Origin of the sequence: Rhizobium sp. CG5 (assembly GCF_023701945.1) — a bacterium.
Lineage (GTDB): Bacteria > Pseudomonadota > Alphaproteobacteria > Rhizobiales > Rhizobiaceae > Allorhizobium.
In genome coordinates this window covers 103,005-115,730 of sequence record NZ_JABAEF010000013.1, presented here as the reverse complement: position 1 = coordinate 115,730, position 12,726 = coordinate 103,005, and the positions used below count along the sequence as shown (strand labels likewise).

Annotated in this window: 14 protein-coding genes; 10 read left to right on the top strand and 4 right to left on the bottom strand. The window is 63.0% G+C overall.

The window, feature by feature from the left end; all coding sequences use genetic code 11:
- Nucleotides 1-639 carry a 2-dehydro-3-deoxy-phosphogluconate aldolase gene (locus tag HGO38_RS20540; protein ID WP_250957768.1) on the bottom strand — a complete coding sequence of 213 codons (639 nt, stop codon included), beginning with the start codon at nt 637-639 and terminating at the stop codon, nt 1-3.
- A 155-nt stretch (nt 640-794) separates the two neighbouring features.
- On the opposite strand from HGO38_RS20540, the gene HGO38_RS20535 reads away from it, so the two are divergent.
- The 5 genes from HGO38_RS20535 (at nt 795) to trhO (ending at nt 4,464) form a co-directional block, all read left to right on the top strand.
- Entirely contained in the window at nt 795-1,283 is a 489-nt protein-coding gene (locus tag HGO38_RS20535; protein ID WP_250957767.1) for a CYTH domain-containing protein, read from the top strand.
- Nucleotides 1,267-2,178 (top strand): CHAD domain-containing protein, encoded by a 912-nt coding sequence (locus tag HGO38_RS20530; RefSeq protein ID WP_250957766.1) that lies wholly within the window; start codon nt 1,267-1,269, stop codon nt 2,176-2,178. The genes HGO38_RS20535 and HGO38_RS20530 overlap by 17 nt, the downstream gene beginning before the upstream one ends.
- A gap of 71 nt (nt 2,179-2,249) precedes the next feature.
- Nucleotides 2,250-2,951: a helix-turn-helix transcriptional regulator gene (locus HGO38_RS20525; protein ID WP_250957765.1), complete on the top strand. Its 702-nt coding sequence runs from the start codon at nt 2,250-2,252 to the stop codon at nt 2,949-2,951.
- A 78-nt stretch (nt 2,952-3,029) separates the two neighbouring features.
- Nucleotides 3,030-3,395 (top strand): VOC family protein, encoded by a 366-nt coding sequence (locus tag HGO38_RS20520; protein WP_250957764.1) that lies wholly within the window; start codon nt 3,030-3,032, stop codon nt 3,393-3,395.
- A 124-nt stretch (nt 3,396-3,519) separates the two neighbouring features.
- A complete protein-coding gene (gene trhO, locus HGO38_RS20515) occupies nt 3,520-4,464 on the top strand; it encodes an oxygen-dependent tRNA uridine(34) hydroxylase TrhO (RefSeq protein WP_250957763.1) in 945 nt (314 codons plus the stop codon).
- A 32-nt stretch (nt 4,465-4,496) separates the two neighbouring features.
- On the opposite strand, the gene HGO38_RS20510 is transcribed toward trhO, so the two are convergent.
- Nucleotides 4,497-5,624, bottom strand: a complete 1,128-nt coding sequence (locus HGO38_RS20510) for a helix-turn-helix domain-containing protein (protein WP_250957762.1) — start codon at nt 5,622-5,624, stop codon at nt 4,497-4,499.
- 111 nt (nt 5,625-5,735) lie between these two features.
- Between HGO38_RS20510 and HGO38_RS20505 the strand changes: the two genes are divergently transcribed.
- The 4 genes from HGO38_RS20505 (at nt 5,736) to HGO38_RS20490 (ending at nt 8,979) form a co-directional block, all read left to right on the top strand.
- Complete coding sequence (locus HGO38_RS20505; RefSeq protein WP_250957761.1) at nt 5,736-6,488, top strand: hypothetical protein; 753 nt, start codon at nt 5,736-5,738, stop codon at nt 6,486-6,488.
- A gap of 84 nt (nt 6,489-6,572) precedes the next feature.
- Nucleotides 6,573-7,145, top strand: a complete 573-nt coding sequence (locus HGO38_RS20500) for a TetR/AcrR family transcriptional regulator (RefSeq protein WP_250957760.1) — start codon at nt 6,573-6,575, stop codon at nt 7,143-7,145.
- A gap of 73 nt (nt 7,146-7,218) precedes the next feature.
- Nucleotides 7,219-8,256 carry an NADPH-dependent curcumin/dihydrocurcumin reductase gene (gene curA, locus HGO38_RS20495; RefSeq protein WP_250957759.1) on the top strand — a complete coding sequence of 346 codons (1,038 nt, stop codon included), beginning with the start codon at nt 7,219-7,221 and terminating at the stop codon, nt 8,254-8,256.
- A 48-nt stretch (nt 8,257-8,304) separates the two neighbouring features.
- Nucleotides 8,305-8,979 carry a type 1 glutamine amidotransferase domain-containing protein gene (locus HGO38_RS20490; RefSeq protein ID WP_250957758.1) on the top strand — a complete coding sequence of 225 codons (675 nt, stop codon included), beginning with the start codon at nt 8,305-8,307 and terminating at the stop codon, nt 8,977-8,979.
- An 83-nt stretch (nt 8,980-9,062) separates the two neighbouring features.
- On the opposite strand, the gene HGO38_RS20485 is transcribed toward HGO38_RS20490, so the two are convergent.
- Entirely contained in the window at nt 9,063-10,118 is a 1,056-nt protein-coding gene (locus tag HGO38_RS20485; RefSeq protein WP_250957757.1) for a sensor histidine kinase, read from the bottom strand.
- Nucleotides 10,119-10,430: 312 nt separating this feature from the next.
- Between HGO38_RS20485 and HGO38_RS20480 the strand changes: the two genes are divergently transcribed.
- On the top strand, nt 10,431-12,044 hold the full coding sequence (locus HGO38_RS20480) for a calcium-binding protein (protein WP_250957756.1): 1,614 nt from the start codon (nt 10,431-10,433) through the stop codon (nt 12,042-12,044).
- A 280-nt stretch (nt 12,045-12,324) separates the two neighbouring features.
- On the opposite strand, the gene HGO38_RS20475 is transcribed toward HGO38_RS20480, so the two are convergent.
- Nucleotides 12,325-12,708: a hypothetical protein gene (locus HGO38_RS20475; RefSeq protein ID WP_250957755.1), complete on the bottom strand. Its 384-nt coding sequence runs from the start codon at nt 12,706-12,708 to the stop codon at nt 12,325-12,327.
- Nucleotides 12,709-12,726: the final 18 nt, after the last annotated feature.

Below are 12,726 nucleotides of genomic sequence, written 5' to 3'. Positions count from 1 at the left end.
TCAGTAGGCCAGGGCGCAGGCTTCTTCAGCCAGCTTGGTGATGCCGGCCCAGTCCCCCGCTGCAACCAGTTCCTTCGGCGCCACCCAGGAGCCGCCAACGCACACGACGTTCGGCAGCGACAGGTAGTCCCTGGCATTTTTGAGCGAAATGCCGCCGGTCGGGCAGAACAGCGTGCCGGCCAATGGCGACGACAGCGCCTTGAGATAAGCAGCGCCGCCAGCCTGTTCGGCCGGGAAGAACTTCAGCACCTCATAACCTTCCTCGCGCAGCGCCATGACCTCCGACGCGGTTGCCGCACCCGGCAGCAGCGGAATGTCGGAACCGCGGGCCGCATCGAGCAGTTCCTGCGTCGTGCCGGGGCTGACGATGAACTGCGAGCCGGCATCGATGGCCGCCTGGAAATGCGCGGCATTGAGAATGGTGCCGGCACCGACGACGGCGCCTTCCACTTCATCGGCGACGCGGCGAACAGCGTCGAGGGCTGCTGCGGTGCGCATGGTGATTTCGATCGCCTTCAAGCCGCCGGCGACCAGCGCCCGCGCCAAGGGCACAGCGGTCGCGGCATCCTCGATGATCAGCACCGGCACGACCGGCTGCAGCTTCAAAACGGACAGGAGCTTCTCGGTCTTCGTCCCCATGCGGGCCATCCTTCCTAAAACGATTGAATTTTGCCAAGGATTATCGCGAGGCTGCATCATTGTCGAGACAAATGCGCGCTATATCGCTTGAGGCAATTTCCCCTATCGAATGATTACGATAGGTTAGCCTGAAGTTCGCATAGGTTGGAATGAACATGGCCAAGGAAATCGAGCGTAAGTTTCTGGTTCTGAGTGATGACTGGCGTCCGCTTGCGACATCGTCCACGCCCATGCGCCAGGCCTATATTGCCAGCATGGACGACCGCTCGGTGCGGGTGCGCACCCGCAATGGCACCTCTGCCATGCTGACGATCAAGATCGGGCAGAACCTGCGGGTACGCGACGAGTTCGAATATCCGGTTCCGTTGGCGGACGCCCAAGAGTTGATGACCTTGGCGATCGGACGGGTCATCGAAAAGACCCGCCACACCGTCGAACATGGTGGCTTCATCTGGGAAGTGGACGTCTTCGAGGGCGTCTACGAGGGCCTTATCATCGCCGAGGTCGAAATGCGCAGCGAAACCGACGATCCGGCCCTGCCCGCCTGGCTCGGCGCCGAGATCACCGGCGACCGACGCTATTCCAACCAGTCACTGGCCATCGAACCCTCTCCGACGGAATTTAAACATGGCCTATCGCATTAAACCGGCGCGCGACTTCACCGACGAGACCAGGCGCATAATCAGCGAGCAATTGCTGCGCGCCGTGGCCGCCCTGGAGGAGCAGCCGGGTGGCCTGCACGAGGCGATCCACGAGGCGCGCAAGAAATTCAAGCGGGTCAGAGCGCTCTATCGCCTGACCGCCGGCAACGACAAGGATTTTGCCCGCCAGGAGAATGCCAGGCTGCGGGACATGGCGCGCTCGCTGTCGCTGGTGCGCGATGCGACGGCGCTGACCGAAACCGTGACCTATCTCCAGGCCCATGCCGAGACGCCGGAGGAGGAGCGGGCGCTGGCCGCCGCTCTGACGACCCTGACCGAGCGCCGCGACGGCGTGGCGACAGGCGAGACCGATCTGACGGACAAGGTCGCGGCCGCCCTTGAGACCTGCCGCGCCGCCATCGCCGCCGCCGAGGCCCAGAGTTTTCCCGAAAGCCCCCGCAAGACCGGCCGGCTTCTGGCCAAGGCCTGGCGCAAAAGCCTCGAAAAAGCCAAGGCGGCGCTGGCCGGCTGTCACGACAGCGCTCATGCCGAGGTGTTTCACAGCCTGCGCAAATCCGGCCAGACCTATTGGATGCATCTGTCGCTGCTGCGCGACCTGTGGCCGGCGGCCATGCGCGCCCGGCAGACCGAAGCGAAACGGTTGGTCGACATGCTCGGCCACGAACACGACCTCACCCTGCTGATCGAGCTTCTCGACCTGCATCCCGACATGCTCGGCGGCAGCGAGGACCTGTCGCTGGTGCTCGGCGTCATCATCCGCCAGCAGCAGGCGCTGCGCCACGACGCCCTTCAGCTTGCCGACACTGTCTTCGCCGACGATCCCGAGCGCGAAGCGGATGTGATCGAAACCCTGTGGTTGACGACCGCCAGGGGCTAGCCGGGATCCCTCTCTCGACAATCCGCTGCGATACTGCCATTTCTTGTCAGCTTGGCCGGATAAAAGAAGTGATGTCCCGTTCCGAACGATTGCTCGACCTGCTCCAGGCACTGCGCCGCCATCGCCGCGCCGTCAGCGGGCAGATGCTGGCCGAGGAACTGGGCATTTCGCTACGCACGCTCTATCGCGACATCGCCACCCTGCAGGCCCAGGGCGCCGATATCGAGGGCGAGCCGGGTGTCGGCTATATCCTGCGCCCCGGCTACATGCTGCCACCGCTGATGTTCTCGCTGGAAGAAATCGAGGCCCTGGTGCTGGGCTCGCGCTGGGTCGCCAAGCGCGCCGACAGCCAGTTGCACGACGCGGCCCGCAACGCGCTGGCCAAGATCGAGGCGGTGCTGCCGACAGACCTCAAGGACCATTTGCAGACCTCCGGCCTGCTGGTCGGCCCGACAGAACGCATCGATGATGGTACCATCGACGTCCCGGCGATCCGCCGGGCGATCCGCGGCGAACAGAAGCTGAAGATTGCCTATGCCGACGCGAAGGGAGAGCTCAGCCAGCGTATCGTCTGGCCGGTCGCGCTTGGCTATTTCGAAAAGCTGCGGGTCCTGATCGCCTGGTGCGAGACGCGCGCCGCCTTTCGTCATTTCCGCACCGACCGTATCACCGCGCTGGAACCGCTCGATCTGCGCTATCCGCGCCGCCGCCTGCAATTGCTGAAGGAATGGCGGCAGGAGCAGGGCATTTCCGATCTGCAGCAACCATACTGACAGAAATTGGCAGCATCGCCCCCTAATCTCCCTCTCGTCCCCGGAGACAACTCCGGCCCGAACCCAAGGAGATTGACGATGACGCCGACCATGACGATCCTTTATGTCGACAAGCCCGCAACCAGCGCCGCCTTTTACGAACGCCTGTTCGGCCTGGCTCCGACCGAACTATCCGAAACCTTCGCACTCTTCGTCCTGCCCGGTGGCCTGGTGCTGGGGCTGTGGTCGCGGGCAATGGTCGAACCGGCCGCCACGCTGACCGGCGGCGGCTGCGAACTGGCCATCCGGGCAGCAAACGCCGCTTTGGTCGATGAAACCCACGCCGCCTGGACCGCGCAGGGCGTAACGGTGCTGCAGGCCCCGGTCACGGCGGAATTCGGCCGGACCTTCACCATCGCCGACCCGGACGGCCACCGCATCCGCGTCTTCACCCCGCCCGTCTGACCCGCATGGCTTCGGCCGCCGCCGTCACGCTGCAGCATGGTCCGTGGATTTGACGAATTTCAAACTTCATCGATCCAGCGAAAATGCGTTGCGCGGCAGCGGCTGAGGCAGTATTTCCAGCCTCATGACAGACACTCTACAAACCCCTCGCCACGAAGAGGGCGGCGCGTTCTGCGTTGCCGCACTCTATCATTTTGCTGACTTTCCGCGCTTCGAGAGCTTTCGCGAACCGCTGGAGGCGCTGTGCAAGGCGGAAGGGGTCAAAGGCACACTGCTTCTGGCCCATGAGGGGATCAATGGCACGATTGCCGGCACGGACGCCGCCATCGCCACGGTGCTGGCCTTTCTGCGCGCCCAGCCGGAATTCGTGAGGCTCGAGCACAAGGAAAGCCGCGCCTCCAAAATGCCCTTCCTGCGCATGAAGGTGAAGCTGAAGAAGGAAATCGTCACCATGGGCGTCGAGGATATCGACCCCAACAAGATCGTCGGCACCTATGTCGATGCAAAAGACTGGAACGAACTGATCTCCGATCCGGAGACCATCGTGATCGACACCCGCAACGATTACGAGACGGCGATCGGCATTTTCCGCGGCGCGGTCGATCCGAACACCAAGACCTTCCGGGAATTCCCCGACTGGGTGAAGAACAATGCCGGCCTGCACAACAAGCCGAAGATCGCCATGTATTGCACCGGCGGCATCCGCTGCGAAAAGGCGACCGCCTTCATGAAGCAACAGGGTTTCGAGGAGGTCTACCATCTGAAGGGCGGCATCCTCAAATATCTGGAGGAAGTGCCGGAAGAGCAGAGCCTGTGGGACGGCGCCTGCTTCGTCTTCGACGAACGCGTCTCGGTGACCCATGGCCTGAAGGAAGGCAACCACCTGCTCTGCCACGCCTGCCGCAACCCGATCACCGCAGCAGAGATCGCCTCGCCGCTCTACGAGGCCGGCGTCTCCTGTCCCCATTGCTATCATGAGCGCTCGGAAGAAGACCGGCTGCGCTACCGCCAGCGCCAGAAGCAGATCGATCTCGCCAAGAAGCGCGGCGAGCGGCATATCGGCAGCTGAGTGCGGCTGCCGCCAGCGCCGGGGCGGCGCGCTCAGGCGGCCTTTGCTTCGTCCGACCGCTGATGCAGCCGCCTCCAGGCCGTCGGGGTCAAACCCGTCACCCGCAGAAACTCGCGATTGAAATTCGACTTGGTCAGGAACCCGGCATCGAAGATGATCCGGGTCACCGGCTCGTCGGTCGATGACAGCAGCCTTTGCGCCTCTGTAATCCGGTAATTGTTGACATATTGCGAGACGCTCATGCCGTGGATGCGGTTGATGGCATTGGAGACGCTGCGGGCCGGCAGATGCAGGCGCCGCGCCAGCTTTCCGAGGTTAAGATCGAGATCACGGTAAAGATGCCTTGTCTGCATCAGGGCGTCGACCGCACTGGCGATTTCGGCATCCGCCTGGCTCGCCGGCGCCTCCGCCTCGCCGCCCGCCTCTCCCTCCCGGGCCTCTCCCTCCCGGGTCTCGTCCGACCGCAGGCTCGGTTCGGTGACGGAAGCGGCAATGCCGAGCAACATCAGCACCAGCGCCGTCCCGCCGGAAACAAGCAACGCCGCATGCCGGCCATCGCCCCATGTCACATCGAAACCGATGGCAATATCGGAAAGGGCCGAGCCGATCAGCGAGAACGCGGTCAGTTGCAGGGCGCGATAGGATCGCAGCACGCCATCGAGCCGCGAGGCCGCCAGACCGTCCGGTCCGTGGCGGCCAAACCACAGCAGCGCCACGCCATAGGCGAAAAAATCGAGAATGATCAGCAGATCGATCGGTTCCCGCGCGGAGACGAACATCAAAATCGCCGCAAGGCTTGGAAGCAGATGCGGCCAGTCGCGGCCCAGCGATGGCTCCCGGCCATCGCCGGCAAGGCTCCTGAAGGCCAGATAGGTCAGCGGCGGGATGAGCGTCGCCATGATCGCCAGCGCAGGGACAATCTCCGTCAGGCCATAGCCCCAGCGCAGGCCGACCAGCACCGACTGGCAGGCATAGACGGCGACCAGAACCAGGAAGGCACGGTTTTCCCGGCCATGGTCATCCGACCGCCGGATCATGCGGATCAGGAAGGTCAGCAGGAACAGCGAGACGACGAAGGGCAGCGGAACGAAGATCATCGGGAAGCGCGGCTTTGCAGTGAAGACGAAAGGGACAGGACAGCAACGGACAGCCGTTACCATGCCCTGAAGCGCGTTCAAGGTCGACCTGAAACAGGTTTGAGGTCGAGCGGAACACGTCTTTTCGCGCATCACATCGGCATCGGTTCATTCCAACCCTTGAAGGCCCATGCCATGACCATCCGACTGACCACCACCCAGACCGTCCTTCTCTCCCTGACCGCCGTCACCATTGCTCTGCTGGCCATAGGCCAGGGAAACCTCTGGTGGAGCATGCGCCGCATCCCGGCCGGCACGTTGGATTTGTCTGAGGTGTCCAGCGTCCGCATCACCGGCGATGCCAGTCTCGTCGATATCACGACGGACGCCACGGCACCGCAGACGGCAACCCTGTCGTCGCGCCATTCCGGCTGGGGCGCCGTGTGGCAATCCGGCTGGTTTTCCGGCGGCTGCGGTTCGCCCGGCCGCATGCACATCGACGCCACCACGCTGATCGTCGAGGTCGGATCGCGCTCCGACTGGTTCGATCTCTCCGACTGCACCACCGAGCTGGTCGCCAATCTGCGGCCGGAAACCGCCATCATGATCGACCAGAAGGCCTCCCGCACGCGGCTTGCCGGCGATTTCTCGACGGTGGCCATCAACAGCGATGCCGGCGACGTGATGCTGGAGGGCCATACCACGGATATTTCCATTTCCGGCCAGGCCCTCCGTGCCCGGCTTGCCTTCGAGCGGGTCATGCAGGATGAAACCATCGCGCTGACCGGCAAGATGATGAGCGCCACGCTTGAGTTCATCCAGCCGGCGCCGATCAGCTACCTGGTCGAGGCCACCGCCTCCTATATCGACAGCGCCCTGCCCAACACATCAGGCGCCAAGCCCGAAATCCGCATCAAGGGCGAGATGGTGCACACCACGATCCGCTGACGGGAAGCGCCCCTCCAGCCCGATGACCGTTAATCTCATGGGCACCACTAGACGATCGGTCTAGTGGTGCCCATATACCCTTTCATGGAAGACACACGGACCCATATTCTCGACACCGGCCGGGCGCTGACGGCGCAGCGCGGCTATACCGCCGTCGGGCTGAGCGAGCTGTTGAAGACGGCCGGCGTGCCGAAGGGCTCGTTCTACCACTATTTCCCCTCCAAGGAGGCCTTTGGCTGCGCGCTGTTGGACGCCTACGTGGCGCAGTACCGCAAAGACCTCGCGCAGACCCTGGGCGCCGAAGGCCGGCCCGCCGCTGCCCGGCTGCTCGCCTATTTCGAGTGCTGGCGCGAGCGGCAGATGAATGCCAATGCCGAGGACAAATGCCTGGTGGTCAAGCTGTCGGCCGAGATTGCCGACCTGTCGCCGGACATGCGGGGCATCCTGAACGATGGCGTGGCGCGCATCGTCGAACGGCTGGCAAACACAATGCGCGAAGGCCAGGCCGACGGCTCGGTCAACCCGGCGCTCGATCCGCAGCGCACCGCCACCACCCTTTATCAGATCTGGCTGGGGGCAAGCCTGATGGCAAAACTCTCCGGCACATCCGACCCCTTCGATCAGGCGATCGCCAGCACACAGTTGCTGCTGGCCTGACCCTGCCACCGGAGCGGCAGGCTTTGCCAAGATCCGCTCCAACCCATCCCTTCATCCATCATTGGAGACGACCATGAGCCAATCCACCACCGTCAATCGCCGTTTCGTCCTTGCCGAACGCCCCAAGGGCGAACCGACCGACGCCACCCTGCGGCTGGAAACCGCCGAGATCCCGACACCCGGCCCCGGACAGATGCTGCTGCGCACCGTCTATCTGTCGCTCGACCCTTATATGCGCGGCCGCATGAGCGATGCGCCGTCCTATGCAGCCCCGGTCGAGATCGGCGGCACCATGGTCGGCGGCACCGTGTCGCGCGTCGTTGCCTCCAACCTGTCGGGCTTCAAGCCCGGCGACTGGGTGGTCGGCTTTGCCGGCTGGCAGGATTATGCCCTGTCGGACGGCAAGGGCGTGGTACCGCTCGGTGCCAATCCCTCCCATCCCTCCTGGGCGCTCGGCGTCACCGGCATGCCGGGCTTCACCGCCTGGGCGGGCCTGAAGGAAATCGGCCAGCCGAAATCCGGCGAAACCCTGGTGGTCGGCGGCGCCACTGGTCCGGTCGGCGCCACCGTCGGGCAGATCGCCAAGATCCGCGGCTGCCGGGTCGTCGGCATTGCCGGCGGCAAAGAGAAATGCGCCCATGCGGTGGAGGTGCTCGGATTTGATGCCTGCGTCGATTACAAGGCCGAGGATTTCGTCGCGCAGCTGGCCGCCGCCACGCCGGACGGCATCGACATCTATTTCGAGGGTGTCGGCGGCAAGGTCTTCGATGCGGTGGCCGAGCGGCTGAACACCAATGCCCGCATTCCGGTCTGCGGCCTGATCGCCCAGTACAATGCCACCGGTCTGCCGGACGGTCCCGACCGTTTGAGCTGGCTGATGGGCCTGATCCTGCGCAAGCGCCTGACGCTGCGCGGCTTCATCATCTACGATGATTTCGGCCATCTCTATCCGGATTTCGCCAAGGAGATGGGCGGCTGGGTCGCCGCCGGTCAGATGCAGTATCGCGAAGAGGTGATCGACGGGCTGGAACAAGCGCCGCGCGCCTTCGTTGGCCTGCTGCGCGGCGAAGGCTTCGGCAAGCGGGTGATCCGCGTCGGACCGAACGACTAGCCCTTTAAAAATCAACAAACTGAAATTCCCAAGGAAGGAATACCCCTTATGAAGATCCTGATGGTTCTCACCTCCCACGACCAGCTCGGCGATACCGGCAAGAAGACCGGCTTCTGGCTGGAAGAGTTCGCAGCGCCCTATTATGTGCTGAAGGACGCCGGCGCCGACATCACGCTCGCCTCGCCGAGCGGTGGCCAGCCGCCGCTTGATCCGAAAAGCGACGAGGCCGATGCCCAGACGGAAGCCACCCATCGCTTCAAGGCCGACCCGGCAGCCCAGGCAGCCCTCGCCTCGACCAGGCCGCTCTCCGAAATCGAAGCGGCCGAGTTCGACGCCGTGTTCTATCCCGGCGGCCATGGCCCGCTCTGGGATCTGGCCGAAGACGGCAACAGCATCCGCCTGATCGAAGCCTTTGTCGCAACGGATCGTCCCGTCGCCACGGTCTGCCATGCGCCGGGCGTCCTGCGCCACGTTCGCGGTGCCGACGGCAAGCCGCTGGTCTCCGGCCGTCGCGTCACCGGATTTACCAATTCCGAAGAAGAAGCCGTCGGCCTGACCGATGTCGTGCCCTTCCTGGTGGAAGACATGCTGGTTGCCAATGGCGGTCATTATGAAAAGGGCGGCGATTGGGCCGTGCATGTGGTCACCGATGGCAAGCTGGTGACCGGCCAGAATCCGGCCTCGTCGGAAGAAGCCGCCAAGGCGCTGCTGGCCCTGCTCTAATCACATCCGATCAGACAAACGCCCGGCTGCAGGCAAACCGCAGCCGGGCGTTTCGTTGAGAGGTCGGCCGCGAGGGCTGACCGTCAGACGGCGGCCTCATCGGCCGAAGCAGGCACCGCTGCCGAGTGCTTCAGAGACACCAGTGTGCCGGGGCGGGCATCGGCAACCTCGATGACGGCATCCACCTGGCTGGCCAGCGCCTTGACGATATTGGTTCCAAGGCCGGGCGTCGCGCCTTCCCCGACTGTCGGCATTCCAATGCCGTCATCGCCGACCGACAGAACCCAGCCCTCGCCACTTGACCGATAATCCACCACGATCCGGCCGCCGCGTCCCTCCGGGAAAGCATGTTTCAGGGCATTGATCACCAGTTCGGTGACGATCAGGCCGAGGCTGATCGAGATCTCCGGCTTGACAACGCTGTCATCCACCGTCACCGCCAGCGAAACCAGGTTGCGATCATGGATCATCGACGCGCCGATGCTGCGGCACAGATCGTCGAAATAGGTGCGCAGTCGCACCTGGGCCATTTGCGACGCTGCCAGCTGTTTTTGCAGGGCGGCGACCGACATGACGCGGCTATGGGCATCATAGAGATGGCCGCGGGTTTCCTCGGACTGGATCTTGCGGGCGCTTTGCATCAGGACGCTGGCGATGATCTGCAGGCTATTGGCCACCCGGTGCTGCAATTCCTGCAACAGCACGGCCTTTTCCCGCACCAGGTCGTCCTTGGCCTTCTCGTTGTGACGGGCCAGCGTGACATCCTGGACCGACAGAAGAAGTCGGATATTGGCACCGTCGGGATACGCAATCTTGTGTGCGTTGATGACCAGATGGGCGGGCGGGCGATCGGCGCGCTTCAGCGTCATTTCATACCCTTCGACCTCGGCATAGCCCGATGCCGTGGCGCGCAACAGCGAATCCAGCTGCGGTACGTTCCATTCCCCCGCCCCCAGTTCCGCCATCGGCTTTCCGATCGTTCCAGTCGGATTGATCTGGAAGGCGCGGCAGAAGGATTTGCTGGCAGCCACAATCAGCAGATTGCCGTCCAGCATCAGCAGCGGAGCGTCGGAGGACAGAATGACTTCCAGGGCGAGGTCGAAAGCCAGTATCGGCGGCGGCGCGGCAATGCCGGTCATATCGTACCCCTTCGGGCAACGGAGGCTTTCGGAGCGAAAGCGAAGCAAGGGGAGATTTCCCCGTGCTTTATCGGACCCAACAACGGGTCCGCAGCTCCTCATTGGTGTGAGGTTAGCACAGCAGCACACGCGAAGCTAAACAATAGCATGACCATGGACGCAATACTGCGCTGCCAATTGACAGATGCGAAATCACACACGAGGAAGCCCACAGATAACGCTTCCCCTTTTGCCGCGAGATCGACATAAGGGGGCCCTTAACCCATCGTTCAGACCCAGGCTCTATCCTCGCCTCCGTTTCAAGGAGATGTCATGACGACATATTTCACGACGGCCATCAGGGCCGCGACCAAGGACGAGACGTGGATTCTCGACACCGATACATCGCTGTCGACCAAAGGCACCGTGATCGACGCGACCGGCACGACGACCGGCCAGAGCTTCATCATCAAGGGCAGCCTGACCTCGACCAGCGGCACGGCCTTCGTGCTTGGCAGTTCGGCGCTTGCCGATAGCGACACCTCCATCCGCATCGATTACGTGGCAAGCTTCACCGCCAGCGGCACCGGTATTGTGGCCTATAGCGGCGGCGTCGACTTTCTCAATATCGGAACTGTGAAGACCGGGTCGACCAGCCTGAAACTGCTGGGCGACGGCAATACGGTGGAGAATGACGGCACCATGGCCTCGACCGGAGGCTCGGTGATCGTCACGGCGGGCGATGGCGATACGATTGCCAACAATGACGGCAGCCTGAAGGGCAAGGGCAATGTCATCGTCTCATCGGGCGACAATGTGACGATTGATAACAATGCCCTGATCGTTTCGAGCGCGGCGCGCGGCATCGTCTCGACCGGATCGGATGCAACGATCACCAACAACGAAACCATACGCTCGGTTCTTGACGGCATCCGCTCGACCGGCGACGGCGCCGACATCAGCAATACCAAGCTCATCACCTCGTCGGCCGGCGCTGGCATAGCAAGCCAGGGCGACGACGCAACCATCACCAATACCACCACCGTTTCCGGCAAGACCTACGGCGTGTCGTCGTCCGGCGACGATCTGACCCTGACCAACTACGCCACCATCAAGTCGTCCGGCACCGCCGTCCGTTCGACTGGCGACGATGCGACCATCGTCAACAAGTCAGTGCTGTCGGGTGACGTGGCTCTGCGGATATCGGGCGACGACAGCACGGTCACCAATACCCATATCATCAAGGGCACGTCCGAGACCGCGGCGACGATCATCGTCTCCTCGACCGGCGACACGACTTTCAAGACCACCGGATCGGTCTATGCCGAGTCCGGCGTTGTGTTCCAGTCCGGCAAGGGCTCCGAGACCGTGACGAATACCGGCAGCCTCTACGGTGACGTAAAGCTCGGTGCCGGCAACGACACCTTCACCTCGCTGAAGGGCGAAGTGACCGGAACCGTCTATGGCGGCGCCGGCAACGATCTCTACAAGGTCGGCATCGATGCGACCCTGAAGGAATATGCCGACCAGGGCGTCGACACCGTGAAATCGACGATCAGCTGGACGCTGGGTGCCAATTTCGAAAACCTGACGCTGAGCGGTTCGTCGAAGATCAACGGCACCGGCAACAGCCTCGACAATACGATCACCGGCAATAGCGCCGCCAATGTGCTGACCGGCGGGCGCGGCGACGACGTTCTGACCGGCAACGGCGGCGCCGACACCTTCGTCTTCAGCAAGCACGGCGGCGACGACACCATCACCGACTTCCAGAACGGCAAGGACCACATCGACCTCACCGGTTATAGCGGCATCGATGATTTCAGCGATATCTCGTCGATCAAATCCGTGCACGGCGACACCGTCATCACCCTGTCGGGCGGCGACACGATCACCCTGGACGACATCAAGGCGTCGACGATCACCGCCGACGATTTCCTGTTCTAGAGCGTTTCCTGGTTAGATTGAAGCATTCTGCCGGAGCAGGTTTTCGTCAGGGCAAAGGCGATTGGCGAAGGGCATACCTTTTGGTACGTCCGAGCCGATCGCCTTTGATCCTGGCGGAAAGATGCCCGGCCCTTCGGGTTGGCTGAAACGGGCCGCCTGATCGCCCGGCCGGCTTGGCCGTAGGGCGTGACTACGACGCGCGCCGGCCGGGCGACCATCCGGAACCGTTTGAGCCAACAGAATGTTTCAATCTAACCAGGAAACGCTCTAGAGCAAAGGCTCAGAGCACCACGACGTTGATATAGTCCTCATAGATGTCGACGCAGACATCCGGGGTGCCGTTGACGATGGCATCCTCGGCATCGGCATCGATGCTGCCGGCCCTGAGCCAGCCTTCGAGCGCGGCACGATTGGCCTTCGAGCTGAAGATGGAATCGTTTTCGTCGCTCGGGTCGCGCTTGCGGAAGGCGTGGAAATTGGCGCGATCCTGGCGGATGATCGCCGCCGCATTGTCGAGCGGATAGCCATCCGACGCAAAGTGATCGCGATGCCCCATGGTCGCGCAATAGCTTTCGATCGGATCGCCTGCTGTCTGCGCCGACAAAGGGCCGGAGACGAACAGGACGGCGGACGACACCAGCAAAGCCGAAACGATTGATCGCATTGTAAATCCCCCTATGCA